The following is a 25,291-nucleotide window of genomic DNA, read 5'->3' on the forward strand; positions in this document are numbered from 1 at the left end:
TTTTGACCTTAGAACTCACTCACTGAGTCTTGCCTGAACACTTTCATAGCTATCAATCAAGTGTTCTATAAACTCTGTCACCAAATCTGGCGTTGTAGGCATGGGCAAACTCATGAGATATAGTAAAGATTCTGAGTCTATGTCATAACTGATGCGCCCCATTCCCTGCTCCGCTAAAACCAAGTTGAGCTGCAAACACAAACGCCAATATTGTGCCTCCTCGTGGTTGGATACTTGGGCTAGCATGCAGTAAAAAGTCCACAGGTCATCCTGGTAATGAATTGAAATCATTAATTTGTTATCTAACATCAACAAGCATTGCTCGTTAGAATCAAAGGTTAGAGGCAGACCTAAGGACTGACCGACTTGGTTCAATAACAGTTCATCTTGATTCATCATTATCTCCCACTCTGTTCATGGTAAACTCGTATGAATTTTGCCCCCTCCTGGCTTCAATGGATATCAGGTATACACCTTAACTGAACTTTTTTAGCTCTATTCCTGATCGCACCATTTATCCAACAGACCCATCATGGCTTCTTCCACATGCTCTTTCTGTTCCGGATCCCTAAAGCAATCCAGCGGTACTATGGTCACTAATTCGCGCCATCGACGTAAAAAACCTAATCGTCTAGCGGGTAATAATGGTAAGTGGCAGATCCGCTCTTCGAGCCATTGAGGATAAACCCAGGCTTGCTCGATAAGCTGTAAACTGATGTTAAGTACCTCATCGCCATCGATCTGGGTCGCTCGCCCCAATAGATTGCAATGTTCCTCTAAGGTAAGAAAGATGAGTAAACGGCGCAGATCTTCGACCACAGCAACCAGTTTGACCATGTTTCTAGCCGCTGTCTGGTCATTGAGTGGATCCGACAAAGCCCGCAGTAACACACGGATCTTTTTACGACGTTCGGGCAGATGTCTCAGCATATCAAACCACTTAGCCAGGCCTGCATTGCCTCTCGCGGCTTGCTGATACATCTGTGTCAGGGCGTGCAGACCAGCATGATCTAAAGGTAAACCTTCCATGGCTGCAAATAACGCAATTTCAGCCCCCTCTTGAGCCAGCAGCTCTTTCAAGGCTTGCTTAAGTTTTTTGAGTGCCGCTTGGCCGAGTTTCCCTGACATGACTAAGGCCATCATAAGTAACATCACACTGCCACTATCCATTCCAGATTGTTTCAGTTGAGATAAGATCCGATCACCATCTCCCAGACTGGCAAATTGCTCCACTAACTTGTTCACTGTGGTGGATTGCTCATCACCAAGTTGCTTCATCAAGTTAGCTAATGCGGCAAACCTTAGATCTTCCGGCTCTTTTCCCTGATTAATTTTTTTCAGGTGACTGCTCAAACCCAAACTCAAGCCTTCCATTGTCTCCTCTAACGCTTCGGCGCGAACTTCGGCTAACTCAGCCGCCGCCATCGCCATAACATTAGTTGCAGGGCTCACTTGAGTCCCGCTCCCATGGGGCTCCTGTGCCTGATGAAAATCCACAGAGCTGGCGCCATCGACTCTAACCATAACTCACTCCTTAAATTCATCTGAGCCGATTTTCATCGACTGCTTCAGTCTATTCACTCAGGTCCCGACACTCTTTATTCGGGACTCTGTTACAAATGTCTCCAGTAGTAGATCAAGGTGTTCAGCCAGATCGACTCTGGCAGTGAGAGAAGTAGAGCTTAATTCTGCTTGTCCTGACAATAAGCCAGAAGATACCTCCACATTCATCCGTCCCTCGAAAGCCAGTGCCATCGCCTCATAATCATCAGCCGCCACTAGCAGGGAAACCGCTTCCAGCCCCACCCGTTCGCTGACCTGATCAGAGAGTCGTTTAATCAAGAAGGGAGACGGCTCTTGCTCTAAAGTCCAGGCTTTAAGCACTGACTTAATCTGACCCGCTATACTCGCTTTTAAGTTATCCATCACGGCTTGAGTCAATTGTGCCTCATCAAAATGCCAATTAATCGCCTCTGTGATGGCCTGATCTTTGGCCTCTTTTTGCCATTGAGTCCGTAAAAACTCAGCCTGTTCACAGGCTTGTTCTAGTATCTCTTCTGCACGTTTTTTCGCCTCATCCCTCTGTTTTCTAGCTTTTTTAATTATTTGGGCTATTCTGCGTCGCGCATCTTGTTCCAGAGTCGTGACCGATGCGGCGCGAACAAGCTCAGTGCCGCAGACCCAGTTGGGCCCCTTCCTCGAAATCCCGCAGGTTTGTACCTTTATTAAAAATGGATTCATAATAATCGCTCCAGTCTTGATAGCCATCTGGGTATGTTTACCTCCCCAGTTGGCTGATAGGCCTGTAAATCTGAAAGCTCTAGACGAGCAGAAGGCAACATCAATGCCAAAGCTAACCAGAGCGGATCCTCTTGCCATTGACTCGCAATAAGGGTTACCCCGACTGCTTGAGCTCGTTCTAGTAACTTATCAGGGGGGATAACTGATAGCTGTAGCCTCATTTCCCGAGTCGGCCTTTGGGGCCAGATGGCCCAAGCCTGTTGAATTTGAGCGGATGTTAATACGTAAGCGAGCGCATCACGATAAATCCGTAACGACAAATACTCGGGAGTATTAAGATAAAACAGGCCTAAAACGGTCACTATAGCCTCGATTTTAAATCTCATGCCAAGCACAGCTTGTTGCTGAACATCCAGATGAGTGGGCAATACCCTCTCAGCAAGTCCATAACGCCTTACAACTAAGGTCTCTATGCGCCTAGCGAGCTCAGTATTGGCTTGGTATTTATCCTGCCAGCCCTTCAAAGCCAATGCCTGCCACCAACTCGGGTGCATGCTCGATACAGGCTGCCAAACGAGACGATTAAATGCCTTAAACTCCTGGCTTATCATTCCACCACTCACCCTATCGGCGGTCGATGTTTCCGACGGCACATTTATTTTTGATACATGATGACTCATGGTGCATGCTCCTCATTGTGCCAGCCTCTGTTATTTCCGCCTCATCCACCACATGCCGCCTAGGCTCATAAGAAAAATCCCTGACAAACTGATCACTATGGGTAATTTGTATTGCTCTAGCTCAGTCGAGAACAGGCTTAAACCTGTGTGTGTTGTTGGTTGAACAATTGGCTGATAGCGATAACTCGATGCCTGAAGATAGACACTAATATGCTCGAAACTTAAACCCGGAACCGAATTTTGGATCAAACTCTTAATCTGATTTTCCGAATTGGATAAGTTAGCCTGGGGCGAATATTTAATATAAACCGACGCCGACTTTTCCTGAGGCACTTGACTGTTAGTTTCCGGCGTTGTTTCGGCTATAGACACTCGGGCGCTGATCACCCCATCCATACTCGACAGCGTTCGCTCGAGTTGCTGCTCCTTGAGGTAACCCATTTTGGCCTCCTCTTGAGCGGGTGAAGTCACTAACTGACCCGAGGGAAACAGATCCTCAATATTGGAATAGTGGGGCTTAGGAAAACCGTTCTGCCGAAGTAACTCAACCGCATTAATAAACTGATCTTTCTCTATCCTCAAGGTGATATTACCGGTTTTTTGATCGGCTTCGGCACTGGCATCGATATGATTTAACATCAAGAGCGCCACCATCTGATTAGCCTCATCCTGTGGAATATCCCGAAACAGATCTACCCGACAACCACTGAGCATCAGCACTAGAAATAACAGAGACCACTTAAGATATTTCATTGCATATTCACCAATTTATTAATGGATTGGGACAAGGCGCCAGCGGTTTTCGCCGCCAGATCTACCTCAACAATGGCTTTGCCCATCAACATTTGACTGGCAAGCATGGCCTCAGGTGAGGGGTTAATGCCCTCTATAGCACCAGTTAAGGGCTGAGGCTTCCCAGTCTGGTGCATCATATTCGCCGCCTTCATCAAAGGCTCACTGGTTCCCACTTGCGTGACCTGATTCGCCGCCTGGCTGATGGCCGGCGTACCAAGCTGCATCAACTGAGAAAACTTATCGGCTAAACCTGCATCGGTTTCTACCGCATCGGGCTTACTGGCTTGTTCTGCAGCTGCCTTAGCGAGCTGGCTAACACTTTGAATTTCCATTTTGGCCTCCGGTTAACATGTGGCAAATCAGTTCACTGCGTCCATCGATAGGTCCCGCACCCGAGAATAAGAATCGCAAGCCTTGAGCCGCATCGCTGTGACATGATTTAAGCTCACGCAATGCCTTAGCTTGTTCCTTAAGGGCAAAATAGATCACGCTGGTACAGATCCGCCTGTCCTCTTCGTCTTGAATTAATTCTGGAAAAATGGCCAACAAGGCATAAGCTTGTTTATTCAGACCATGGTTAGATGCAGCAATAGCGGCCTCTACGAGTAACTGCTTATCTTCACTTTTCATGATGCCCTCCCAGGTATAAATGGATCTAAATTTTAGAAATGATGCCCTGAATCATGTCTTTGACAGCCTTGATCATCGCACTCTCATAGGACACAAAATTGGAATACTGCTGCATGGCAAATTGTGCCTTTATCATCTTGTCCGGATCGTTAAGATCTCCTGCAGACATCTTGGCCTGTACCTCTTGAGCCGAACGTGTCGATAGCTGAGACAGCTGATTGACGATAGCGCTTAAATCCATAACAACCTCCTTAGGCCAATGTAGAACGCATTATCTTGGGGCTACACAGATAACGCTTCTTAAATGACTCGGTAAAATGAGAATGATTACTGAAGCCACTGTCCACGGCGATATCGGTAACTTTTTTCTCTGTCTCTAAAAGTTGCTGGCGGGCATAATTCAAGCGCCGCTCCAACAACCACTGCTTAGCTGAAACACCGTAATTTTTGTAAAAAAAGAAATTAAGTTTACGCACCTCAATCTCTAAATCTTCGGCAAAGCGGGTCACCGACCAGGGCTGCATAAAATTATTCTCCAGATAACTCAGCATCTTGTTGTTATGAGCCAAGAAGTAACGTAATAGTCCGGAAAAATACTGGTTATCCATGCCCAGGCAATAGATAAAAATAAACTTCATCAAGAGGCTGCGATTACCGTTAAGCTGTTCGATCACATTACTTAACTCAGCAAATACCGGCATAACCTTGATGGGAATGATGTTAAATGGCTTGATATGATCACAGGGACAGATCAAGTCCACCACCTCGTGATATAAAGCGTGTAATTCGCCGGGATAACAAAACAGATTGAGCCTAGTGCCACGATCAGCCTTAGACACTCTGGCTTCGCCTGTGGTCACCACAAGTTGGTCGCTTGCGATGGCTAAGGTATTGCCTTGATAATTAATGTTGCCTGCTTGTCTAAACAAAACAATCTGTATCTCACTCATGTGGATAACCCTTTTACTGCAAACTATGATTCATTGTGAAACATGCCTAAGTGCTTTGGCATCAGGTGTAAACCTGAGATCGCCTCACCGTCATTTTAATACTGGCAACGGTCCGATTAGCTGGCGCCTTTGAAGAAATTATTTGAAGATGGGCTAAAGACCGAACGTCGATATCACAGCGGACATTCGGTACTTAGTAGTGACTATTTACTAGAGAAGATCAGACGAGTCCTATACTTACTGCAAGTAAGTTGTCTCGACTTTTAGTCTGTTTAAGTAACAGAAGTTCATCATAAACTTTGTGATCTATGTAATGAGAGGTAAAAAGGTGACCATCATTAGCCGATAACCCATTTTTTTCAATGTGTTGATTAACAACTAAATTCATTTCATGAGTTAAACAATCGAGTAATTTTAGGGTCAACTTATCCCGTACCGCTTTTTTTATCTCAGGAGAGTCATGCTCCACCCGATCCAACTGAGCTTTATCGACAATAACCCTAGCAGCACTTTCCAATGCACTCTTTCCCGCACTGGCCCTTGTCATGTCGAGCGCTCCGGCAAGCTTAGACAATACCCACTTATTATTCACAGGATCCGCCAATGAACTGCCATTACTCACGAGTCTGTCTAACTTGAGTGCTCCATAGCTAAGCATATGTTGCTTAGCCGCTACGGCTTTATCGCCTTTACACCCCATTTCTTTGAATGCAGAGTGACAGGCTTTAGCCACCAAGTTATCACCGTCTCGCGCTAACCATAGCTGATCACTTAACACCTGTACTTGCCTATCTCGTATCCCCGAGCGTTTCTCTGCTGCTTGCTCCGGCGTTAAGCGTATTGCACATCGTATATTTAACATGGGTACAAAAGCAGAAGTCGCAATCTTGTCGGTGACCATATATTTCCTATATTAAGTTTATTTTCTAAAAAAACTGACGCCCGTTGGCGTCAGTAAATATCGGTACTCAAGCACTTGTTGATCTCGATTAAATACTGTTAAACCTTGGCCGTGGCACCTGGACACTCTCGGCTAATTTCTGCTGTAATACTTTAAGTTGTTGCATAACACCGCTTAACTCATCCTTTGAATGACTGAAGTGTTCATTTAATTGCGCAAGTTGCTCTTCCATACTGGCAATCTTGCTGTCTTTGTTTACCAATTGACTCCTGAGATCGTCATTACTTCTTTGGCGCTGTTCACTCTGTTTAGTCCGCATCTCGGCATCGAACATCGCGTCCTTGGTATTGGCTTCACTCTTTTTTAAACGTGACCCTAGATCACTTATCTCCTGCCTGCCTTGCTGAGCCTTAAATTGATGTTCATTGGCCTCGAGCCCCCTTGCCGACAGCAATTTCTCCTGTGACTCAGATTTCAACTTAGCGGCCTTGTTCGTCGGGGCCTCTTTGGCTAGGTCGGCAATACCGGTAACAACGGGCCCCGCACTTTTACGGGCAATATTTACCATGCTAACTGTGCCAGCGATACTTCCTGGTAGTGATGCTGGTGTGATAATCGCACTCCATAGGGTGCCTACGGTTAACGCGACGCGGGAGGTGATCGAGACAGCCTTGCCCCACCACTGCGCCTTGTCATCGGCGACCCCCATCTTACCCAGAAGAGCATTGACGCCATTGGCAATAGCATCGCCCCCCATGGCTAGTCCCTCTCCGCCCCCCGCCTTACTTCGCCAATCAGCAAATGCACATCCAGCGTCTGCCACCGCTAGGGTAAATGCCACACCAGAGGCGATAAGCAGAGGTAATCCTGCGCCGCCTGTCAGTACGGTCGCCGCAATCGACACCCCTAAAGCGACCCCAGTTAGGGCTAATGATCCCAATTTCGCAAAAAAACCAGACTTGGCGATATCAACACCTAGCTTTTTAGCCTCAGTATCGGCGAGTGTTGCCTCATCCCGAGTCTGTTGCACCTTAGTGCTAATGTCTCCTGTCAGACCCGAATTAGCCGACGGTAACGGAACCTGGTCGGGATTAAACCTGAAAAGTTCCCCCTTAGGTAAAGCCTTAGAGGAGCTGACTAGATCTAGCCCCCTCAAACTTGGGGAGGACAGGGATACTTGAGATAGCTCATTCATAACAAACCTCATTGATGACAATAAATTGAGTGATGCTGGCACCGAGACCAGATCAGTGGTTAAGCTTGGTCAGTAATTCCTGCGCCTGTACACCTACCTCATGGTGTTCAGGATGGCTAAAACTTTGTGTGATCGCGGTTTGCAGTGCTTCTATTGCCGCCGACTCCTCATCTAAACTCAATAAGCATTGGGCGATCCGAAAAGACGCACCGGGATCACAGGCATCCATGACTAAGGCATAGCCATAAAAAGTAAGTGCATGTTGAAACTCGCCTAACCAGTGTAATGTCGATGCCAGTGCCATATGGAAGCGTCGGTCCCAGGGCTGATGCATCACTAAGTAGGTAAAATCCACTATGGCTTGAGCTGGAAAACCGGCTTGATATTTATTCTGCCCCGAGTCATATATCACTTCTAAATCTTGGCTGGTGAGTCCCGCCATTTCGGCTAAGGTTATTTGGTCCACCAATGCCAATTGTAGATTCGCCTCTAACTTGTCAAAATCTATATTTGATTTAATCACTTGCGCATTCATATGTTCTCCTTAAAGGTCTATTCCCTGATGCCTCACCACTCAGAAAGGCATCAGGAAATGGGTATCAGCATGAAATGAATATTATTGGTAATGGGACAAGGCACCTGTCATATGTATAGTCACTGGCGCAATATCACGGCCATTCGCACTATATTGACTGTCGAGTTGAATCACATCGGCATGATTTTGCAGGTCATAAAATTTTCCATTTTGGCCATCAACGAGATAAGCTTGACCCGATTTAAAATGAAGTAAGTTCATTGCATGAGAGTCATTACTTTCACTTACAGGGACAAAAATGATGGCTCGACTCTCTGGTGCCAGTTCCGCTCTTAACAGGGAAGATAGAGATTGATCTGATACTAATCCGACTGTGTGGCTCTTAGTTGTCGTTTGAATCATCACCCCTTCTCCAGTATCCGTCGCATCCCAAAACTGCAAAGGTGTTGTATTATCTTGCTGCTTAGCAAGCATCAATCCCAAATTAGCATCTACGGCTTTGGCGCAAGTAATACAGTTGCGCAAGGCTATAGCACCTGAATTTCGCCCTATAAGATAATCAAAGGCATTATTCAACCCACCTACTAGCTTGTGTGGGTTAACCTTTTCCGCCAAAAATTGAAGTCCTTTCCCAAGGTCTTGTGACATCAGTGCAGAGCAAGTCTCACCTATGGTCGTCGTTTGATGCTGGCCTAATCCTTGATAAAATATTGCCTCATCGGCATATACATCTGCAGGTAAAGATTCAATATCAAGATCGTGACCACATAGCATAAAATCATCCAGATCATCTATTTCAGCTTCCAATGGCTCAGGAAGATTAAACAATTCACCTAAATTGGTGTTACCCACTTTGGCCAGATACAAGACTCTAGCGAGTCCCTCATCTCTCATTCCCTGCTCCCCGACTAAATTGAGTAACTCATAGCGAGCCGGGGTCACGGCGTAACGAAGCGAGTTATCACTGCCAGTTAAGAATCCCTTTGCCGCCAAAGTACGTAAATGAGTGTAATTACCGGCACATAAAGCATCTTTAAGATATTCAGCCCTAAGCTCCCCATTTGTCGGTGACCTATTAGAAAACTCCAGATGAGCATCACCAAATTTGGCCACAAACTTAGCGGGATCAGCGTCATGCTCTTCAATACCCGTAAAATGCTTTGCACTAAATCGAGAATCATCTAATTTTTGACGTAAATACTGTTGAACCTCTACGTCATCGGACATACATTGGATGTTACCTTCAATATATTTCTCAAGGGTTAGAGACGATGACATTTTATCCAGATCGTCCCTGGCAACCATGGCAGTTTTTACGGCACAAACTTGATAAAATTGACTATCTATGTCACTGGTAGGTGTTTGATAAATATTGTGCCCATCTATGGCCAACGACATCCCCCATCGTTCACCATTATCGTTCACATTCATCGAGAACTTCGGCAAATGCTCCTCCGTAACCAGACTTCGTAAAGCTGAAAATCGCTGTGCGACCTGAGGTGATGTCAAATGACCTGGTTGTGCTATTTGGTCATAAAGGCCTTCGATCGCTTCACGTTTTACTCCACCTCGAAACCAATCAACAATTCTATCCAGTAAGCCCATCTTACTGGCTTCATCCAGGGTCTTAGCAGTCAATACTCGCTCTAAACGACTTTCATTGAAATGATAGGAATGCTGTTGGTTTAATGCGACTTCTATTGCCATAATACTTACCTCTTTGTCTTTACAACACCAAGATTATTCGGCTAGTACACCAACCAAGTGTTACCGTCTTGATTGACCTCTTTTGCGCCTTGCTGCACCAGCACATCATGCAGAGCCTTGCGAGTTAGTCGCTGGACAGGTAAGCCTGCATCATAAATAACCATGCCCCGGATCTGTTTAATTTGCGGAACCTTACGACGTATGATCTTGAGTTGTTCAATCAGCTGAGATACGGCGCTACTGATGCCGCTATTGTTGTCTTTGCTGAAAAAATCACAAATGGTGAGGGTGCTATCCTCAACACGATAAACCAGTGACCAGTGCTGACAGTCCCAACACTTGCCCCACTCAAATTGACTGGTTTCAAAATAAGCTGGGCTCACCTCTATCCCCTGATGAGCTAAATATTGTGTGACCGGATCCATAATGAACTCCTTAATTGTTTCACTAATCAATAACCACTAAACTCGTTACTTAGAGTCAATATCCAAACTGAGTCACCGAAAGTTGAGGCCAGGCATGATGTGACTGACCTCAATAGGCTTAGTTATGCACGGCAGAGCTTATGCGGCCGTGAAGGTCCACCAAGTCTTTGATCAAAGCTCGCATCTGCTCTGAGATCTGCTTAGCCTTATCATTAAGTTCATTGGCCCCCTTAAGATAGCTCTGGGCATTACTGGCCTTAAACTCGGCGATAGTACGATCCAGCTCGGCTTCCTTACTGATCCCCGCGCCAACAAGTTTGCCTGTGCCCTCAATACCTTTGCCAAACGCGTTACTCATATGGGTTGCCGCATCACCAAACTTACTCGATAACCCGACACCCGCCATGCCTATCACGCCACCAGCAATCTCGAGTGCGCCAGTCCACATCGCAGATTCACAGGCCTTATCTATCGCGGCGCGCTTATCATCCATGGAGGCGATTTGTACATTCCACCCCAGCTCTTGTTGCTTGACGTTATAGTCCTGTAATATGTTGCGCAGCTTCTTAAACATCTCTGCTAACTTCAGCATCAGATCGTTGATCTGAGAGATAGCATCCATACCGTCACTGCCACAATTGTCATTGAGTTCATCAAGCTTATCTGCGGTGTTAGGCGCTGTGGTTGGGTTCTGGCCTGAAATAGTTGTCATGTCTGTCATGGTAAACCTCACTTATACTGTTGAGCCTGCGATTCTTGCCTGTATAGCACCGGACTGGCTGATCACCTTACTGGCACCGTCTAAACTATCACCTTGTTTATCAATAAGATCTTTCACTGTTTTCATCTGCTGTTCCTTGGCTTTGTCGTACCAGTCATAACAAAACTCGACAAAATTTTGCTTCAGGATCAGCTCCTCAATCTGCTTCTGTAGTTTGGCTTTTTCTATGGCAATACTGCCCTCGGTAATGGCCTTTCCGGCTCCAGCCGTCGCACGTATCACATCGAGACTAGTGAACATACAGGCCTTGATAGCCGTCTTTATCACTTCGTGACTGACCTCTTTAACCACCTGTTTAGAGATCTCTTCGGCGGTCACCGCGATGCCCTTCTTAATCGCTTGTTTACCCACCTCTTCAACGGAGCGTGTCACCAACTCCTCGATAGCCTGCTTACTAAAGGCATCCATCACCCCGCTGGCGAGTTGACGCCCTCCTTGCTCGGCCGCTTCCTTAAGCCCCTTGCCTAAATTAGCGATCACTTGATCTGTTACCTGTTCGGCGACCTGTTTACCCACCTCTTTTGCAACGCTTGTCACGGCCTCAGATGAACCTTTACTTATGCCCTCCACGAGCTTAGGCGCCGCCTCTTTCATCACAGTTTCGGTTCCTTTGGCGATGGAACGTGTTGCTGAAATAGCCCGACCCGCTTGGAAGATGTCTAAGGCCATACCGACTATTTCACAGCCCAATTGCACCTTACCCGCAACATCAATAACGCTTTGGCACTTCTCCTTATCCGCACCGCACAAGATAGCGGTTTCTGCCGCGGCCTTAACCATGCCCGCCACCCCAGCGGCCAGGTATGCAGCGCCGCCAGCTATCTCCAAAGCGCCACCCGCAACATCCCCCACGGCGCAGCGCAATGCCCCTTCGACTAATTTAATTGCGCCATAAATGGCTTCGACAGCGCCCACAATCCAATCGAAGATGGCACCAAAAACACCGCCTTTCTGAGCCTTATCTGATTGCTCTATCGCTTTCGCCAGCTGCTCTTGATACTCCTTCACTTTTTTATCACGAAGAAACTCTTGGGTATCTGTCATTATCTTGCTGGCTTTCATGGCTGAATTAGCCGTATCGGCAAACGTAGATATGCTTAGATTTGCCGCCATCAAAACCATGGCATCCATAGAGGATTTTTCTAATGAAGCTAAGGTGCGCCCAGTGCCGTGATTGCCACTAACTTCACTGGTTGTCCCATCGAAGAAAGGCGTTAAGATACGTTGCAGGGCTTTCTCCGCCTCTTTCATCGACACTGGACCTTGGTGATAGTCAGTGTGTTCGGTCTGATTTAAGATCGCAGGCCTAGACCAATCGGGTAAACTGGCTTTTGCCACATCCCGAGCTCGCGCCGTGCCATAACTCCCATTAAGGTTTTCGCTTCCTCGCTCGACAACGCTATTAATTGACATGAGAATTCTCCTCTGTGAGCGCCGCTAAACCTTGCTGCGCACTGGCGGCAATGTCGCCACTTTCAGGGTGGCCCTGACACCAACGTAAACTGGCATTGAAACTTTTTTCGGCATAACCTTTGTTCCCTAATGCGAGGTAACTCAATCCCGCATGGTAAGCAGGCAAAGGATTATCGACCTTGATCATGCCTGCTCGCCCCAAACAGAAGATGGCCTCTTCGTGTTCATGTAGCTGCTGGCAACATATCCCCAGTGAAAAGCAGTAGTCATAGTTCCACTGATCGATGCGCATTAAGAGGTAGAAAATTCGTTTTGCCCCTTGTTGATCCCGGCAAGCCATCAATTGCAGTGCATATTGATATAAGACATTGAGATCAGTCTGCTCCACATCGGCCAACATGCGTAAGGAACCCCCTCGCTGAAGAAAATGCTCAAGTACTTCAAATTCTTGCTGTTTCATCTTAGGCTCCTTAGCGTATGTTCTGGGCTATCGACTTATTCATTTCGGCTAACATGGTCTGCATACTGTTTAGTAAGCTGACGGTCACGTTGTAGGTCTGCATTGTTTTTTGCAATTGCAGCTGTGATTGTGAGACGAAATCTGACGCGCGATTCGATACTGACTCCAGCGACGCTTTCACCGCCTGCAGTTTGCCTTTATCTAAGCCACCCGCAGCACCGAGAGTATCGGCAATCTTCTGCATATGATCTTTACTGATATTTTGCCAGGAACGGCGTCCCACCTCAGGCAAGCCCCAAATATAATCGCTGCACTTTTGTCCATCCACCTTGATGCCCTTAGCATCCATATAGCTGACCACGTCTTGCCAACTGGCAGACTGCATTCCCTGTGGACCCACTTCAGCAATTTTGCCTAATAACTTTTTAAGGTAAGCTGCCGAGGGTTCATTCTTGCTCAGGTAATTATCAATAGTCATACCATCGACTTTAAAACCGTTGTCACTCATATACTTAATTACATCAGGTGGTAACTTTTCAGTGGCCTTATCATCTCCCTTTGACACTTGAGCTATCACCTCATCGACGCGATTGGCCATATCCTGAGCCTGACGAGAGACATCGGCTTTCTGTTGCATCTGACCATATTTGGCATCGGCCAACTCAGACAACAAATTCATAAACATATACAGCACAGCGATGCCGCCCGAGAGCACTGAGTCCCCTCGAGATGCGATCTGGTTCTTCACATCTTCTGGAGCCTGAGAGTTGCTGATACTGGTACCTTGAGTTGAAACATTTGTAATATCCACAATGACTACCTCCAACAGAAATTCAGATTAATGCTCAGAGTTAGCGTATGTTCTGGGCGATGGATTTATTCATCTCAGCGAGCATGGTCTGCATACTGTTGAGTAGGCTGACGGTGACGTTATAAGTCTGCATAATTTTCTGCAGCTGCAACTGAGATTGGGACACGAAGTCTGATGCTCGATTTGACACAGATTCCAGTGAAGCTTTCACTGCCTGCAACTTGCCTTTATCTAGCCCCTTACCGTTAGGATCATTCTTGGCCATGTACTTATCGATTGTCATACCGTCGATGGTAAAACCATTGTCATGCATATATTTAACGACACCATCGGGAAGCTTCCCCGTCGCTTTATCATCCCCCTTAGAGACTTCGGCAATCACTTCGTCGACTTGATTAGCCATATCCTGCGCCTGGCGGGAAACATCGGCTTTTTGTTGCATCTGGCTATATTTTGCATCGGCCAACTCTGAGAGCAGGTTCATAAACATATAGAGCACCGAAATCCCGCCTGAGAGTACTGAATCACCTCGGGCTGCAATCTGATTTTTAATATCTTCAGGCTGCTGAGAATTAATAATACTTGTACCTTGATTAGCGACTGATATACTCATGATGATTTCCTCATTGATTGATTAGTTATTTAGATAAAAAACAACATTCACACTACATATAACTCCTTACCTTCTTAGGCTTAATATTATTAACTTTATTTAATAATTCGGTTTCACTCACCTCCTCAGTTAATTCATTTCCTCCATTAGCATCTCCTGCAGATTCTATTTCACCTAAAACGTTAAATTGTTGTTCCAAGTTTTTAAAGTGAGATTCTAATTCATCAACCTTATTCATCACCTTAGCCTGTTGGAATTCAAACCCTTCCGGGAACGCATTTTTTAACTTTATTAACTTAGCCATAGCATCGGCATCTTTATCTGATCGTTCTACAAGTTGGTTGATCTCAACCTGAAGCTCCTTAAACTCGTTAAGCTGTTGACCCAAAGCGGCTTTACGTTGATTAAGGTCATTCATTACTGATTTAATATCGCTGAACATATCCATAATTATCTCCTTGACTCTCATATTAATAGGTTTATTTATTGAAAATATCGAAAAACACAAAATACAAACAATAACTGGTCAGACCATCTGGATTTAATTGTTTACCGACCATAACGACTGAACAATATATCTATCACCTCCTCAGCAGCATTCACCGCTGCCAAACCACACTCATTATTTTGCCCCTTTAATAACATCACTCGTGCTCTAACCTCTTTAAGCCGAGTTCGATATCCTTCATGATTTTTATTACCTTGCTTAATATCATCTTCCAACTGAGTAATTCTTGACATAGATGTCTCCTTAAAAAATTAATGGGATATGTATTAACTCACCACCGCGAGTTAAATCCAGTCCATGAATATTCATGTAATTAATCATAAAGCCATTCTCTAATTTGCTTCCGGCCGATAACCTCATCCCATTGCTGAGCTCAATAAAGGGAGATTTAGCATTACCTCCAAAGCTAACAACCGGCGCACTTAACATCTGTGCGAGTTCGTCTCGTACCGGAATATTCTGAAATACCAACTTAAATCCGCTCGGGTGACTCTGCTCTAGTTGCCTTGCCACACTCATGACCAGCTGCTGCTTCTCCTCACTAATCTTGCCAGTGATCACAATCGAGTTTTTCACTCGTGCCACCATTAATCCGCTAAGCAGTTGTTTCTCCCTGAGTTTGACTATCAAGGGTTTTAATTGCCTATTAACTTGATTGGACACATGCCAACTCAACAGACCCGGTAAGTGGTTAAAGCCATCGACCGCCTTATCCCAAGCCTCACCAGATCGAATAGCTCCAGAGATATTGACGCTGCCCAGTTCATGACCCAGTTCGACAATCGCATCAGGAAAGCCATTTTGAGACAGCACTCCCTTTACATTACTGATGAGTTGATCGCCGCATTGAGTGTGATCTACAAATAAAATCCCGTTATTTTTTAGGTCACTGAAGAAACCCGTTATCTGCTGCGCGTCAGTGCAATACCCACTTAAGGTGACAATCCCTGAGCTTGACCAGCTGGCTCTTACATCTTTGAGGCCATCTTGGATAAGCTGTTGTGATAGCCACTGACTCGGTGTCTGTACAGTTTGTGGCGGTGAGCTTGGCACCAGGAGCACACTCATTAGCAAAGTGAAGATAAGCAAAGAGGCAATCACGAGCATCCAATATGACATTGTCGATTTAGATTGCCCCCGCTTAGGTATTGCTTGCATCCTAAGCACATCGTCTGCTCCCCCCAGCACCATAGCGATACCGGCAAACTCAATGACTCGGCCTAATGGTAGGAAATCTAACTTGCCGACTGGCTTACCATCGATCCAAGTTGACACTTCACTCTGAAGGTGTACCCCGGCATCATCGATACACAGATCCAGCTGGCTTAACTCAACCAAGGTCGCGAGTACATCCCCATCTGGACCAATACTCATGCAGCCTAGAGGCAGAGATAGCTCCCGCCCCTGCAAGGGACCGTTTAACCATAAGATCTTGTATTTTGAAGACATATCAATCTCCTTGGTTAATAGGTTCCGCTTTGATAAGGAACAGACGCATCACACTTTGTGTGTGGTGATCTGTACTTCTGAACAAGCCACCCAATAATGGGATATCACCCAATAATGGGATTTTATTCTCAGTGGTTTCGTCTCTGTCCTGTACAAATCCACCGATAAGTAGGCTCTCACCAGACTTAAGGCTTGCCTGAGTCGATATCTCGGAACTCTGTACCTGAGGCAAAGGCTCACTCCTGCTCACAGACTGACTCTGCTGACCATCTTGTATATTCAGGTTCAGCATCACGAGCTGTTTACCCGACTCTTCTATCAATCTGGGGGTAACCCTAAGCAGAGTCCCGGTAGTAACCGATTCCAGTTTTGCCACCTTGTCACCCTCTAACTTGGTGTAGAAAGTGACATTTTTATCCAACACAGCCTGTACATTGTTAAGGGTGACCACAGAGGGGCGGGATAACACTTTTGCCTTTGAGTTTTTCTCAAGCGCGTTGAGCCTCACCATAAAGTTGCCGGTATTACCGATGACGGTGGAAAAGTTATCGCTGCTAACACCACTATTGAAACTCACAGAGCCACCGCCTAACTTGGCTGAGGCCGACCAATCGACACCTAATTGATTAAAATCTGAGGTATCCACATCTATGATAGAAACCGAAATTTCGATCATACTGGGCTTAGTATCTAACTGGTTAATCAGAGAACCATAGGTCGCCATATCCCTTGCACTGCCTCGCACAATAATGGCATTTCGACGAGGATCGGCGGAAAAGACTGGGCCGCTGACACTACTCACATTACCGGCAACAGCATTGGCCACCTGAGTACCTTGATCCATCTCCTTCAGCACCGTGACTAATCCGGGAATTTTCACTGACTGACTGCGATATTGGTAAACGGAGTCGGTTGCCGACGCGTATTTGAGGGGATATATCCGTACAGCCTCACGAGTCTCAGAGGTGTGCTTGGCACTGGCATCGAGTTGCGCGGTCAGCTTAATGACACTGGTAATGCATGCCGGTACACCTGACACCCGCAGACCCTTGATGCCGGCAACAGGCTTGATACTGCAAACGCCCGCATCCAATACACCGGCCGACTTCAGGTACTGGCTGACTTTATCCGCCGACAAGCTGGTTAAAGATAAAATTTCATTGGTGATCTCACTCGCTTTATAGACGTACAGCACCTCGCTGTTGTAGTACCAGACTAGGCCGTAACGTCGACTCAGCTCTTTGATCACTTGTTGAGGATCTTGGTTCTGAATCTCACCTATGTAGGTATCTGTCACCTGATCACTGATCACAACTGGTACGCCATAATTACTGCCGAAGTCTTGTAATACTGAGGATAAAGCGGTGCCGCGACTGAGCATCATGAAGGGGTCGCCTTGCCATTTCACCGCCGTTAAAGGCATTGCCTGGGCCAGGCTTAAATTAAAAAGTAGTAATAAGCAGATAAGTTTCTTCATGCTGTCCTCCCGATAATGGAGCCACGATGACGATCGAGTGGTTTAACTAGCCCTTTTTCAAGAAATCTCGCGATAGCCAGCTGTAGTACAACCCCTTGGTAAACTAATTCATCATCTTGATTTTCATCGTAATAACGCCATAACAACCAGGCATTATCTCTAAACTGTAAGCCACAATCCCTGGCTTCTTCACAAGCGGCAAGCACCAGACTCGCGGTGTTTATCCACTCTGGTGCCATCTCCATTGACACATTAAGCACTATGCCAACCGAAGCAGACGTTTCTTGTTCCACGACATAGGCTTTTCTCTCGGCCAATAACCAAGAATTTCCCTCTTGGGATAATGTCGACATGAGAAACCCACTGTTAACTAACCTATCTATCATCTGAGTAGCCACTTTGCTCTTCTCCATGGATTCAGTATGTGATCGAAGGGGTTTCGCGCCCATCAGGTGAACACCTTAACTAGCACTAGGGACAAATAGACTTGGGGATGGCAGGCACAACTCAGTAGTTCACCTGATATGAAAACGGCAGAGGAAAACTAGTATGACGAGTCACAGGTTTTTTAAAGCTTCGCTTAAAACCATATGCGCTAACAAAAATAGAAGAGAACTATGACAACAAGCACAATTAAAATGGCGATCAGCCTGTCGGCCTTATCTATGCTGATTTCAGCCAATATTCAAGCCTCTCCCTACGGGTTGCAAGATCAACACTCCTTCGACTCCGATGCTAAGTCACACTCACCTCTGCCTAAACGTTACATAGTAAAATTTAAAAATGCCGGCAGCTCGACAGAAACACGATCTACAGCCAACATATTGGCTTACAAACCACGCATCAATGAGGTTTTCTCTCAACATAGAGCCTTAAACAGTGTCTCTGCAAACGAGATAATACGCATAGGCCGCAGCAATGGTTACACCGCCAAACTGAATGAAGAAAGCGTACAGGCGCTGAGTTTACGTGCTGATGTGGATTATGTAGAGGAAGATGTCTCCAGGCATCTGCTAAACGACACCTTACCTTGGGGGCAAAAGGTTGTCGGTGCCACCCTGTTAAGTGACACTCAAACTGGTAATCGCACGATTTGTATTATTGACTCAGGCTATGATGCCAGCCATAACGATCTCAGTGGCAATAATGTCTCCGGCACAAATGACTCAGGTACAGATGACTGGTTTGACCCCGGACATAATAATGCCCACGGTACCCACGTTGCTGGAACCATAGCCGCCATAGCCAACGATCAGGGCGTTGTCGGCATCATGCCCAATCAAAACGTCAATATACATATCATCAAGGTGTTTAATGAAGCAGGCTGGGGTTACTCATCTTCCCTGATCAAGGCCATAGATACCTGTGTCAACAATGACGCAAATGTGATCAGCATGAGTTTAGGCGGCGATGAGCCTAGTATCACAGAAAGAAAGGCCATCACCGCACAATATAAGCGTGGTGTATTACTTATCGCAGCAGCTGGCAATGACGGTGATAATAGCTACAGTTATCCAGCTTCATATGACGCCGTCATGTCTGTTGGCGCCGTAGACAGCAATAAAGATCACGCCTCCTTCGTAACCGATCAATATAGGACGGTATTGCAGGAGATTAAGAAGTCTGCATCAAATCTGATGTGAGTGGGTTGTCGGCAAATTTCGTCTTCCACACTCGCGGCGTGAGTTCTTCAACTTTCGAAGCTGGCTGCTGGCTGACGCGTTGCAGGACATCGACGAGGTAAGTGTAAGGATTAATCCCTTGCAGACGGCAGGTAACCAGTAAACTTTGCAGCATCCCCAACTGCTCCGCCCCCAGTTCGGTCCAGCAAAATAGATAATTTTTCCTTCCCATGGGTATGACTCGTAAAGCTCGCTCCAAGTGATTGGTATCGATAGGCACAGCTGGGTAACTCAAGAAGACCTTAAGTTCTGTTTTTCTATCAAGTGCATAACTAAGGGCCTTGCTTAACGGGTTGCTCGGTAAAATCTCTGGGCGTTGCCGTTGGTCATAGAGCCATTTGAAGAAGCTATCGACGATGGGCTCACTCCACTTTTGCCGATAAGCGAGGATTTCATCGCTGTAGGTCAGGTTATCGCGGATGTGTTTTTCGATTTTGTAGAGCTCGGCGATTTGCTTTAAGGCCTCTTTAGCCAATTCCGGCTCCATGAGTAAAGATTTATCGAAGTAGCGCCTAGTATGAGCCCAACAGGTGGCATGGATGATGTTCGCTTCGTTATCACGATTAAGTGCTTTTATCACATTGGTATAAGCCTGGTAACCATCACTGAGCAGTACACCGGTAAAACCTGTTAACTGTTCCTTGGCGTGCTTAGCTCCACGGCTTGATGACCAGGTGAAGGCGACTTCATCATCTTCACCGTAGATGGGCCAAAAGTAAGTCTGTTTCATCCTACCTTTCGCTTTACGCCCTGCTTTCATCGGTACTTCATCCATGGCCAGTGTAGAGCTGGTGAGGATATGCTGTAGCTGAGCTCGGTAGATAGGCGTTAACAGTTCGATGCCCCGTTTTACCCAGTTAATGAGAGTAGCCCGGCTGACCTGAACGCCGCTATCAAGCATTCTTTGGTGCTGGCGATACAAGGGTAAATGATAGACTCCCTTGTCGACCATGATGCCGGCGATAACAGAGACATCAGCAAAACACCCGTCGAGCACGTTATCGGGTGCAGGTTGTACGCTAAGGCAATGCTCAGTTTTGTGACGGACGACGGAACGCTTGTAGATAAGAATGGTGTAGCTGCCCGGCTGTTGAGCCAAGCGATGAGTCTCTTTATAACCGATAACCTCATACTGCTCAGCATCGTCACCTTCTAGCTCTGGCGCCTTAAGTTCAATAACCTTAGTAGGTACCGTGTCATCAAAGCGCAAGCCGGTGTCATTCACTTCATTGCCGGTGCGTTTTTTTGCTGAGCGGGTATAGGATATCTGTTGCTTGTCTTCAGGCTCTTGCTCCCCAGACTCAAGGCGGTCAAATAAGACTTCTTGATTGGGATTATCCTCTAACAGCTTTTCAGACTTGCGGCCAAATAACTGGCGCTTAAACCAGTCGAGTTGCTGTTGCAGCGTGAGCACTTTTTCAGACAGCTCAGAATTTTGAGCGTTTAGCTGCTCAATTTCTTGTGATAACGAAGCTGTCTGGATAGTTGTTTTCATGGCTGATATTATATCAAAAACAGCCAGTTATAACGAACTAAACCGTTTGTTTTTCACTTGTTTTTGCCAATTAATGCCTTCGATGAGGCACTGTAGTTGAGTCCAGGTGAGATTGATTTTATCCCCGTTACCCTCAACGTGATGAAAGCGGCCTAACTCAAGCCGCTTACTCCACAAACAGTATCCTCCGCGACTGAAATACAGCACCTTCATCATGGTCTGCTTGCGATTAATGAACACAAACAGCTCACCACTCATGGGAGAAGCGTGGAGTTGGTGCTTAGCTAATACGATTAAGCCATCAAACTGCTTGCGCATGTCCACGGGTTTGGCATACAACCATATGCGTAAATCCGGACTGGGCAATAACATCAGTATCGTAGTCGTAAAATGACATCACCAGGGAGCACAAGCTCAATGTTCCAGTTTGGTTTTGGGTCAGGTAACACGGGAAGCTTATCTTGCTTAGCGGGCTCAAGCGCTATCCAGTCGGCTTCGGTAGCCTGGATTTCTGGAGGAACCGTTAACTGCTGGCGCCAACGATTGAAAGAAGAAGTTGAAATGTTCTCCTGATGACAGAAGTCCTGCATAGATAAAGGCGTTGTGCACCACTTGTCCAGGAGGGTAGATTTTTGAGCGTCGGTGAGATGAGGTTTAGCCATGAGCATTCTCAGTATTAGGTTTACCCTGAGAGTAGCCACATCAAATGATCTTAGGAAGACGTCCTATATTGATCGGTTACCCTCCTTCTCTCAGTTCACCAGCCAAGTTGAGATTTCAGCCCCGGGAGAAGCCATATTATCCACGGTAACCTTAGGCGAAGGACGTCTTGCCGATATCTCTGTCGAGGGACACTCCTACTTTGAGAATGGCATCGTTCCCCATTCTCGTTATAGCTTCTCTGACATGGACATGATTTCAAGCCCTGTATTCGGTGATGTCACCGCAACGCTTGCCTTATGTTCAACCACAGAGGGAAAATTTAATTGCCAGAACATGAAAGATAAGATCTGTCTGGTTGAGCGAATTGGCAATCAAGGTGACACATTTCCCGAAATTGATGCAGTGAGAGCCTGTGGCAATGCTGGGGCGAGCGCGGTCATAGTTTACAGCAATGCCGAGCTTCCAGGCTTGCAAAACCCCTTCTTAGTCGATGAAGAAGATGAGTTCCATCTGGTATCAGTCTCTGTTGACCGTAGTACAGGTCAAGCTTTAGCCGCACAAGTGGGCTCGACTGTCACAATATCAAACACCGACAACGAAGATTACGAATATTACAACGGCACATCCATGGCGACGCCTCATGCGTCTGGAATTGCGACCTTAGTGTGGAGTTATCATCCAGAATGCAGTGCCGCTCAAATACGCGTTGCTCTCGATGCCACAGCCGAAGATTTACAAGCTCCGGGTCGTGATATCTATACCGGTTTTGGTCTGATTAATGCTCCCGCAGCCAAGGCCTTTCTGGATGTTTCTTGCGATGGCCCCGTCGATGGACCATTCAGCACTCGGGTTAATGATGAACTGTAATTGAACACTTGGGAGAGTATGAAACATGGCTCTCTCAGTCACTCACCTGATAGCCAATATCGCAAACTTGACTCAAGCTGATATCAGTAACCCTATACAGAGTCAATTATGCCTAGTGTGGGAAATAACAAATATTCGATGCAAGTACTCTGTTTTTACGGTACTTTCTAACAATAACTTATGATTGCCGTTGGCAACAGATGGAAGAAGATGATGAAGATAAAATGGAAAGCCTCACTGGTCACCAAACTCACAGTATCATTTACCGCCGTCCTCGTCAGTCTCTGGCTCATGATTGAATACCAAGCTTACAGCAACACCTTTTCCCGCACCCTCCACCGAGCTCAGATAGCCTACGGTGAACTAAGTGACTTGAGGTCTCAGGTAAGTAACACCCTATTTTCCGATGCCCGCTATGATGCTCGTCAACTCGATAAGCAGTTACATCAATTCTCATCCATGAATGAGATCAATGCCCAAGGAATAGTCGCTCATTATTTTCCTCTGGCAGAAAACCCTAATAAAGAAAATGACACCTTAAGCATGTGGATTGCCCAGACTTTTGGTAATGCGGGCCAACACAGATATTTAGATAGCTTCATCTATAAGCCTCATAAAGGGATCGCTATTTATGCGGACTCCAATGCAGACGAAGAGTATTTTCAGGTAAGGCTCGAAGAGATAAAACAACTGACGAGTAAAAAATCCCTCGATGGTTATCGTTGGGGAGCCCCCATTCTTGATAAAAGATCCGGTGATTATCACCTCATATTCAGTTATTCCAGTGATCCGGCTAATCCTGACGCTCCCCAGGTAGGTTTTGGGATAAACCTAGTCTCAGTTACGGATCTCAATAATTCATTAGGGCCTGGGGATGTCAGTTTTTTCATGACACCGGAAGGTGAACTATTCTCTAAATCTGTGTTGGCCTTGTCACCTGAGACCATCAATACCTTAAAACACGAGTTTAACAGCAGCCACCCAGATAATGAAAAGCGGGTTCTACATCCCTTAGGTGAATACTATGTGATTAAAGATCATATTTATGGCCCTGGATGGCAACAAATCACATTGATATCAAATGATTTTCTGAAAGATATGGCCTTAACCCCCTTCTTCGCGGAATTGCCCTGGTCACTCCTCTCTCTGGCCTTTATGTCTTTCATCTTGCTCAATGTGTTGCGCATCAATTTTGCCAAACCTATTGGCCACTTTGTCAGCATAATTAACAGTGACAGCCAACCGACCTTAGAGCGGCGCCTCCCCGTAGACAGAAAAGATGAATTAGGTCAGATAGCCAAGGCCTATAATCACTTATTGGATACGGTCAAAGAAAATTATGATGTACTCGAAAAGAAAGTCGAAACAAGAACCCATGAACTGGCCATTGCCACCGAGGAAGCGGAAAAGGCTAATAAACGTAAGACTGAACATTTAACCAATATTAGTCACGAAATCCGCACCCCACTCAATGGCATAACCGGTTCATTGGAACTGCTGCGTAATACCGAGCTCACCACTAAACAGATGGATCTCAGAGACACGGCTTATAACTGTGCAAATTCCCTGTTAGCCATTATCAATAACTTGCTCGACTTTTCCCGCATAGAAGCCGATCAAATTGAGTTAAATTATCAACTCTATCCCGTGTTGACACTGGCCGACAATGCCATGATCACCATACAAAGCAGAATTGTAAACAAGCCCATTTCACTGGAATGCATCGTTAACGCTAATGTCCCGGAAAAAGCACTACTGGACCCCTTAAGAGTGAGACAGATCTTAGTCAATCTACTGGGAAATGCGGCCAAATTCACGGAGGAAGGTTATATTTTATTGCGTATAGAGGTTGTTGAAAACCATCTCTATTTCAGCATTGAAGACACAGGTGATGGCATAAACATTCAAGATCAGCAACGAATATTCGAACCCTTTGCTCAAAGCTGTCACCACCAACCTGGCACAGGACTTGGTTTACCCATATCGTCTAAACTCGCCCAGAAGATGCAAGGTCAGTTAACCATGTTTAGCACCTTAGGCAAAGGCAGCACCTTTGTGTTAGATCTGCCCCTGTCTCAAGCCACAGCCCCCTTAGCCTTACCAGACGATACCATCACAGCACCACTTGCCCTGCACAAACAGTTAGCATTATGGGGAATTAAACCGATAGAGGGTGATAATGAGGAGTTAGATAACCCTGAGCTTAATCACCTGCCCGCCCGCCTCTGGCAACGTCTACATGAGATACGCCACGACTTGCCTCGCAAACAAAGCAGTCATACGTTGGCTCTGCTCCCCTGGAGGCTAAAAATTCTGCTGGTGGATGATGTGGATACTAATCGGGATATTATCGGCAAGATGTTACTCGAGTTGGGTCAACAAGTATTCAGTGTCAGCAGCGGTGAGGCGGCATTGCAAAAAGGAATGTGCCATATCTTCGATCTGGTATTGATGGATATCCGCATGCCCGGACTCGATGGGTATCAAACCACACGAAAGTGGCGTGAAAGTGAAGATATTCTGGACACCGAATGCCCTATTTTTGCCCTCACTGCAAACGCTAACCCTATGGAGCATGACATCATTCGAGCCGCAGGGATGAACAGCTACTTGACTAAGCCTGTATCATTGAAGCAGTTAAATATGGCACTTGAAGGGGCGGCAGATCTGCAACTGGATCGTGATATGCCTCTGGTCATCAATACCGATATCGACACACCTATGATCGATGTCTCCCACACCGATCTAAATCAGCGACTGGCCGCTCATTTAACCGATATGGTCGAGCAAGCCAAACTGCATATTAATCAAGAAGAATGGAAACCCCTCAGTGATGTACTGCATACGATTAAAGGCAGCGCGGGTCTGGCGGGAATAAAAAACATTTCTGAAGTTGCTGCCGACTTAGAGGTCGCCCTGGAAGCCGAAGCGTGTTTAAATTTGGAGGAGTTTGCGCCCCTTGAGGCGCTAATTCAGGCATTAAACAGCGAGACAAACACATGATGATTGCACG

Annotated in this window: 28 protein-coding genes and 2 pseudogenes; 3 read left to right on the plus strand and 27 right to left on the minus strand. The window is 46.1% G+C overall.

Annotated elements, in window-relative coordinates; genetic code table 11:
* Positions 1-15: 15 nt before the first annotated feature.
* From sicP to sps_RS05005, 24 genes are all read right to left on the minus strand, one after another.
* Entirely contained in the window at positions 16-399 is a 384-nt protein-coding gene (gene sicP / locus sps_RS04890) for a chaperone SicP (protein ID WP_077751502.1), read from the minus strand.
* Between the two features lie 96 nt (positions 400-495).
* Positions 496-1,524, minus strand: a complete 1,029-nt coding sequence (locus tag sps_RS04895; protein WP_077751503.1) for a TyeA family type III secretion system gatekeeper subunit — start codon at positions 1,522-1,524, stop codon at positions 496-498.
* Positions 1,525-1,581: 57 nt separating this feature from the next.
* Positions 1,582-2,241 (minus strand): type III secretion protein, encoded by a 660-nt coding sequence (locus tag sps_RS04900; RefSeq protein WP_077751504.1) that lies wholly within the window; start codon positions 2,239-2,241, stop codon positions 1,582-1,584.
* Positions 2,238-2,921 carry a type III secretion system domain-containing protein gene (locus tag sps_RS04905; protein WP_077751505.1) on the minus strand — a complete coding sequence of 228 codons (684 nt, stop codon included), beginning with the start codon at positions 2,919-2,921 and terminating at the stop codon, positions 2,238-2,240. Before sps_RS04905 ends, sps_RS04900 begins: the two co-directional genes overlap by 4 nt.
* Before the next feature lie 30 nt (positions 2,922-2,951).
* Positions 2,952-3,674, minus strand: coding sequence for a type III secretion system inner membrane ring lipoprotein SctJ (gene sctJ / locus sps_RS04910; protein ID WP_077751506.1), 723 nt, complete (start codon positions 3,672-3,674; stop codon positions 2,952-2,954).
* Entirely contained in the window at positions 3,671-4,048 is a 378-nt protein-coding gene (gene sctI, locus sps_RS04915) for a type III secretion system inner rod subunit SctI (protein ID WP_077751507.1), read from the minus strand. The genes sctJ and sctI overlap by 4 nt, the downstream gene beginning before the upstream one ends.
* On the minus strand, positions 4,029-4,346 hold the full coding sequence (locus tag sps_RS04920; RefSeq protein WP_237157992.1) for an EscG/YscG/SsaH family type III secretion system needle protein co-chaperone: 318 nt from the start codon (positions 4,344-4,346) through the stop codon (positions 4,029-4,031). Before sps_RS04920 ends, sctI begins: the two co-directional genes overlap by 20 nt.
* 25 nt (positions 4,347-4,371) lie before the next feature.
* The gene (gene sctF / locus sps_RS04925; protein ID WP_077751509.1) at positions 4,372-4,587 is read right to left on the minus strand and encodes a type III secretion system needle filament subunit SctF; all 216 of its coding nucleotides are present in this window, start codon (positions 4,585-4,587) and stop codon (positions 4,372-4,374) included.
* Between the two features lie 10 nt (positions 4,588-4,597).
* Positions 4,598-5,296 carry a helix-turn-helix domain-containing protein gene (locus sps_RS04930; RefSeq protein ID WP_077751510.1) on the minus strand — a complete coding sequence of 233 codons (699 nt, stop codon included), beginning with the start codon at positions 5,294-5,296 and terminating at the stop codon, positions 4,598-4,600.
* 220 nt (positions 5,297-5,516) lie between these two features.
* The gene (locus tag sps_RS04935; protein WP_077751511.1) at positions 5,517-6,197 is read right to left on the minus strand and encodes a hypothetical protein; all 681 of its coding nucleotides are present in this window, start codon (positions 6,195-6,197) and stop codon (positions 5,517-5,519) included.
* Between the two features lie 88 nt (positions 6,198-6,285).
* Positions 6,286-7,392, minus strand: a complete 1,107-nt coding sequence (locus tag sps_RS04940) for a hypothetical protein (RefSeq protein WP_077751512.1) — start codon at positions 7,390-7,392, stop codon at positions 6,286-6,288.
* A 52-nt stretch (positions 7,393-7,444) separates the two neighbouring features.
* Complete coding sequence (locus sps_RS04945) at positions 7,445-7,927, minus strand: CesD/SycD/LcrH family type III secretion system chaperone (RefSeq protein ID WP_237157993.1); 483 nt, start codon at positions 7,925-7,927, stop codon at positions 7,445-7,447.
* Positions 7,928-8,008: 81 nt separating this feature from the next.
* Positions 8,009-9,634, minus strand: coding sequence for a hypothetical protein (locus sps_RS04950; protein WP_077751513.1), 1,626 nt, complete (start codon positions 9,632-9,634; stop codon positions 8,009-8,011).
* Positions 9,635-9,675: 41 nt separating this feature from the next.
* Positions 9,676-10,059: a type III secretion system effector protein SseE gene (gene sseE, locus sps_RS04955; RefSeq protein WP_077751514.1), complete on the minus strand. Its 384-nt coding sequence runs from the start codon at positions 10,057-10,059 to the stop codon at positions 9,676-9,678.
* Between the two features lie 118 nt (positions 10,060-10,177).
* Positions 10,178-10,780: a type III secretion system translocon protein SseD gene (gene sseD / locus sps_RS04960; protein WP_077751515.1), complete on the minus strand. Its 603-nt coding sequence runs from the start codon at positions 10,778-10,780 to the stop codon at positions 10,178-10,180.
* Positions 10,781-10,792: 12 nt separating this feature from the next.
* Positions 10,793-12,253 (minus strand): type III secretion system translocon protein, encoded by a 1,461-nt coding sequence (locus sps_RS04965; RefSeq protein WP_077751516.1) that lies wholly within the window; start codon positions 12,251-12,253, stop codon positions 10,793-10,795.
* Positions 12,243-12,713, minus strand: a complete 471-nt coding sequence (locus tag sps_RS04970) for a SycD/LcrH family type III secretion system chaperone (RefSeq protein WP_077751517.1) — start codon at positions 12,711-12,713, stop codon at positions 12,243-12,245. Before sps_RS04970 ends, sps_RS04965 begins: the two co-directional genes overlap by 11 nt.
* A 10-nt stretch (positions 12,714-12,723) precedes the next feature.
* Positions 12,724-13,524, minus strand: coding sequence for a secretion protein EspA (locus sps_RS04975; protein WP_077751518.1), 801 nt, complete (start codon positions 13,522-13,524; stop codon positions 12,724-12,726).
* Between the two features lie 40 nt (positions 13,525-13,564).
* Complete coding sequence (sseB, locus tag sps_RS04980; RefSeq protein WP_077751519.1) at positions 13,565-14,137, minus strand: type III secretion system translocon protein SseB; 573 nt, start codon at positions 14,135-14,137, stop codon at positions 13,565-13,567.
* A 52-nt stretch (positions 14,138-14,189) separates the two neighbouring features.
* Positions 14,190-14,585, minus strand: a complete 396-nt coding sequence (locus sps_RS04985; protein WP_077751520.1) for a hypothetical protein — start codon at positions 14,583-14,585, stop codon at positions 14,190-14,192.
* Between the two features lie 101 nt (positions 14,586-14,686).
* On the minus strand, positions 14,687-14,878 hold the full coding sequence (locus sps_RS04990) for a hypothetical protein (RefSeq protein ID WP_077751521.1): 192 nt from the start codon (positions 14,876-14,878) through the stop codon (positions 14,687-14,689).
* A 10-nt stretch (positions 14,879-14,888) separates the two neighbouring features.
* Positions 14,889-16,094 (minus strand): type III secretion system inner membrane ring subunit SctD, encoded by a 1,206-nt coding sequence (gene sctD, locus sps_RS04995; RefSeq protein WP_077751522.1) that lies wholly within the window; start codon positions 16,092-16,094, stop codon positions 14,889-14,891.
* A 1-nt stretch (position 16,095) separates the two neighbouring features.
* Positions 16,096-17,571: an EscC/YscC/HrcC family type III secretion system outer membrane ring protein gene (locus sps_RS05000; protein ID WP_077751523.1), complete on the minus strand. Its 1,476-nt coding sequence runs from the start codon at positions 17,569-17,571 to the stop codon at positions 16,096-16,098.
* Complete coding sequence (locus sps_RS05005) at positions 17,568-18,020, minus strand: hypothetical protein (RefSeq protein ID WP_077751524.1); 453 nt, start codon at positions 18,018-18,020, stop codon at positions 17,568-17,570. Before sps_RS05005 ends, sps_RS05000 begins: the two co-directional genes overlap by 4 nt.
* Before the next feature lie 168 nt (positions 18,021-18,188).
* Between sps_RS05005 and sps_RS05010 the strand changes: the two are divergent.
* Positions 18,189-19,151, plus strand: a pseudogene (locus sps_RS05010) (S8 family serine peptidase); the annotation flags it as partial.
* 34 nt (positions 19,152-19,185) lie between these two features.
* On the opposite strand, the gene tnpC reads toward sps_RS05010, so the two are convergent.
* From tnpC to tnpA, 3 genes are read right to left on the minus strand one after another with little or no spacing between them, the layout of a single operon-like run.
* Positions 19,186-20,748, minus strand: coding sequence for an IS66 family transposase (gene tnpC / locus sps_RS05015; protein ID WP_077751526.1), 1,563 nt, complete (start codon positions 20,746-20,748; stop codon positions 19,186-19,188).
* Between the two features lie 27 nt (positions 20,749-20,775).
* Complete coding sequence (gene tnpB, locus sps_RS05020) at positions 20,776-21,120, minus strand: IS66 family insertion sequence element accessory protein TnpB (protein ID WP_077751064.1); 345 nt, start codon at positions 21,118-21,120, stop codon at positions 20,776-20,778.
* Positions 21,120-21,410 carry an IS66 family insertion sequence element accessory protein TnpA gene (gene tnpA, locus sps_RS05025; RefSeq protein WP_077751527.1) on the minus strand — a complete coding sequence of 97 codons (291 nt, stop codon included), beginning with the start codon at positions 21,408-21,410 and terminating at the stop codon, positions 21,120-21,122. Before tnpA ends, tnpB begins: the two co-directional genes overlap by 1 nt.
* An 82-nt stretch (positions 21,411-21,492) precedes the next feature.
* On the opposite strand from tnpA, the pseudogene sps_RS05030 reads away from it, so the two are divergent.
* Together sps_RS05030 and sps_RS05035 are read left to right on the plus strand one after the other, a co-directional pair.
* Positions 21,493-22,242, plus strand: a pseudogene (locus sps_RS05030) (S8 family serine peptidase); the annotation flags it as partial.
* A gap of 246 nt (positions 22,243-22,488) precedes the next feature.
* Positions 22,489-25,281 (plus strand): two component system sensor kinase, encoded by a 2,793-nt coding sequence (locus sps_RS05035; RefSeq protein WP_237157994.1) that lies wholly within the window; start codon positions 22,489-22,491, stop codon positions 25,279-25,281.
* Positions 25,282-25,291 lie beyond the last annotated feature (10 nt).

It is taken from the genome of Shewanella psychrophila (genome assembly GCF_002005305.1).
GTDB lineage: Bacteria > Pseudomonadota > Gammaproteobacteria > Enterobacterales > Shewanellaceae > Shewanella > Shewanella psychrophila.

What these genes read in the sequence shown, in the direction of transcription:
- sicP (WP_077751502.1), bottom strand. Translation starts at nt 399, where the DNA reads ATGATGAATCAAGATGAACTGTTATTGAACCAAGTCGGTCAGTCCTTA.
- sps_RS04895 (WP_077751503.1), bottom strand. Translation starts at nt 1,524, where the DNA reads ATGGTTAGAGTCGATGGCGCCAGCTCTGTGGATTTTCATCAGGCACAG.
- sps_RS04900 (WP_077751504.1), bottom strand. Translation starts at nt 2,241, where the DNA reads ATGAATCCATTTTTAATAAAGGTACAAACCTGCGGGATTTCGAGGAAG.
- sps_RS04905 (WP_077751505.1), bottom strand. Translation starts at nt 2,921, where the DNA reads ATGAGTCATCATGTATCAAAAATAAATGTGCCGTCGGAAACATCGACC.
- sctJ (WP_077751506.1), bottom strand. Translation starts at nt 3,674, where the DNA reads ATGAAATATCTTAAGTGGTCTCTGTTATTTCTAGTGCTGATGCTCAGT.
- sctI (WP_077751507.1), bottom strand. Translation starts at nt 4,048, where the DNA reads ATGGAAATTCAAAGTGTTAGCCAGCTCGCTAAGGCAGCTGCAGAACAA.
- sps_RS04920 (WP_237157992.1), bottom strand. Translation starts at nt 4,346, where the DNA reads ATGAAAAGTGAAGATAAGCAGTTACTCGTAGAGGCCGCTATTGCTGCA.
- sctF (WP_077751509.1), bottom strand. Translation starts at nt 4,587, where the DNA reads ATGGATTTAAGCGCTATCGTCAATCAGCTGTCTCAGCTATCGACACGT.
- sps_RS04930 (WP_077751510.1), bottom strand. Translation starts at nt 5,296, where the DNA reads ATGAGTGAGATACAGATTGTTTTGTTTAGACAAGCAGGCAACATTAAT.
- sps_RS04935 (WP_077751511.1), bottom strand. Translation starts at nt 6,197, where the DNA reads ATGGTCACCGACAAGATTGCGACTTCTGCTTTTGTACCCATGTTAAAT.
- sps_RS04940 (WP_077751512.1), bottom strand. Translation starts at nt 7,392, where the DNA reads ATGAATGAGCTATCTCAAGTATCCCTGTCCTCCCCAAGTTTGAGGGGG.
- sps_RS04945 (WP_237157993.1), bottom strand. Translation starts at nt 7,927, where the DNA reads ATGAATGCGCAAGTGATTAAATCAAATATAGATTTTGACAAGTTAGAG.
- sps_RS04950 (WP_077751513.1), bottom strand. Translation starts at nt 9,634, where the DNA reads ATGGCAATAGAAGTCGCATTAAACCAACAGCATTCCTATCATTTCAAT.
- sseE (WP_077751514.1), bottom strand. Translation starts at nt 10,059, where the DNA reads ATGGATCCGGTCACACAATATTTAGCTCATCAGGGGATAGAGGTGAGC.
- sseD (WP_077751515.1), bottom strand. Translation starts at nt 10,780, where the DNA reads ATGACAGACATGACAACTATTTCAGGCCAGAACCCAACCACAGCGCCT.
- sps_RS04965 (WP_077751516.1), bottom strand. Translation starts at nt 12,253, where the DNA reads ATGTCAATTAATAGCGTTGTCGAGCGAGGAAGCGAAAACCTTAATGGG.
- sps_RS04970 (WP_077751517.1), bottom strand. Translation starts at nt 12,713, where the DNA reads ATGAAACAGCAAGAATTTGAAGTACTTGAGCATTTTCTTCAGCGAGGG.
- sseB (WP_077751519.1), bottom strand. Translation starts at nt 14,137, where the DNA reads ATGAGTATATCAGTCGCTAATCAAGGTACAAGTATTATTAATTCTCAG.
- sps_RS04985 (WP_077751520.1), bottom strand. Translation starts at nt 14,585, where the DNA reads ATGGATATGTTCAGCGATATTAAATCAGTAATGAATGACCTTAATCAA.
- sps_RS04990 (WP_077751521.1), bottom strand. Translation starts at nt 14,878, where the DNA reads ATGTCAAGAATTACTCAGTTGGAAGATGATATTAAGCAAGGTAATAAA.
- sctD (WP_077751522.1), bottom strand. Translation starts at nt 16,094, where the DNA reads ATGTCTTCAAAATACAAGATCTTATGGTTAAACGGTCCCTTGCAGGGG.
- sps_RS05000 (WP_077751523.1), bottom strand. Translation starts at nt 17,571, where the DNA reads ATGAAGAAACTTATCTGCTTATTACTACTTTTTAATTTAAGCCTGGCC.
- sps_RS05005 (WP_077751524.1), bottom strand. Translation starts at nt 18,020, where the DNA reads ATGGGCGCGAAACCCCTTCGATCACATACTGAATCCATGGAGAAGAGC.
- tnpC (WP_077751526.1), bottom strand. Translation starts at nt 20,748, where the DNA reads ATGAAAACAACTATCCAGACAGCTTCGTTATCACAAGAAATTGAGCAG.
- tnpB (WP_077751064.1), bottom strand. Translation starts at nt 21,120, where the DNA reads ATGTTATTGCCCAGTCCGGATTTACGCATATGGTTGTATGCCAAACCC.
- tnpA (WP_077751527.1), bottom strand. Translation starts at nt 21,410, where the DNA reads ATGGCTAAACCTCATCTCACCGACGCTCAAAAATCTACCCTCCTGGAC.
- sps_RS05035 (WP_237157994.1), top strand. Translation starts at nt 22,489, where the DNA reads ATGATGAAGATAAAATGGAAAGCCTCACTGGTCACCAAACTCACAGTA.